Source organism: Bradyrhizobium sp. UFLA05-108 (genome assembly GCF_059803455.1).
In genome coordinates, this window is record NZ_JBANAZ010000265.1 from 1 (window position 1) to 579 (window position 579).

At 63.2% G+C, this 579-nt stretch carries 2 protein-coding genes; both read left to right on the forward strand.

The annotated features are described in order from the left end of the window. The coding region (locus SO140_RS46400; RefSeq protein WP_498544266.1) for a transposase domain-containing protein at nt 1–300 on the forward strand (300 nt) is incomplete at its 5' end. Continuing rightward, a partial coding sequence (locus tag SO140_RS46405; RefSeq protein ID WP_498544267.1) for a plasmid pRiA4b ORF-3 family protein occupies nt 297–579 on the forward strand: 283 nt, incomplete at its 3' end. The genes SO140_RS46400 and SO140_RS46405, both read left to right, overlap by 4 nt.

Below are 579 nucleotides of genomic sequence, written 5' to 3' on the forward strand. Positions count from 1 at the left end.
CGGTTCGCTCACTTCGTCGATGACGGACGGATCTGCTTCACCAACAACGCCGCCGAACGCGCCCTGCGCGGCTTCGCACTTGGGCGCAAATCCTGGCTGTTCGCCGGCTCGGAACGCGGCGCCGAACGCGCCGCCGTCATGGCGACGCTGATCATGACGGCAAAGCTCAACGACGTCGATCCGCAGGCCTGGCTCGCCGACGTGCTCGCCCGCATCAACGATCACGCTGTCCACAGGCTCGAGGAACTCTTGCCATGGAGCTGGGCCGTCGAGATGGAGCGTCGTAAACTGGCGGCATGACTGTCGGCATCGCTCGCCTCAAAATTACTCTCGATGACGTCAAGCCGGTGGTTCTGCGCCGGGTCGATGTGCCGTTCGACATCAAGCTCGACCGCCTGCACCTGACCATCCAGGCGGCCATGGGTTGGACCAACAGCCATCTCTACGAGCTGCGCGCCGGCGACGTCGGGTGGAGCACGCCTTATCCGGATGCAGATTGGGGCGCCGGCGAGTTCCTCGATGCCCGCAAGGCTCGGCTTACCGATATCCTCGAAGATGTCGGAATAAAGAAGCTCACAT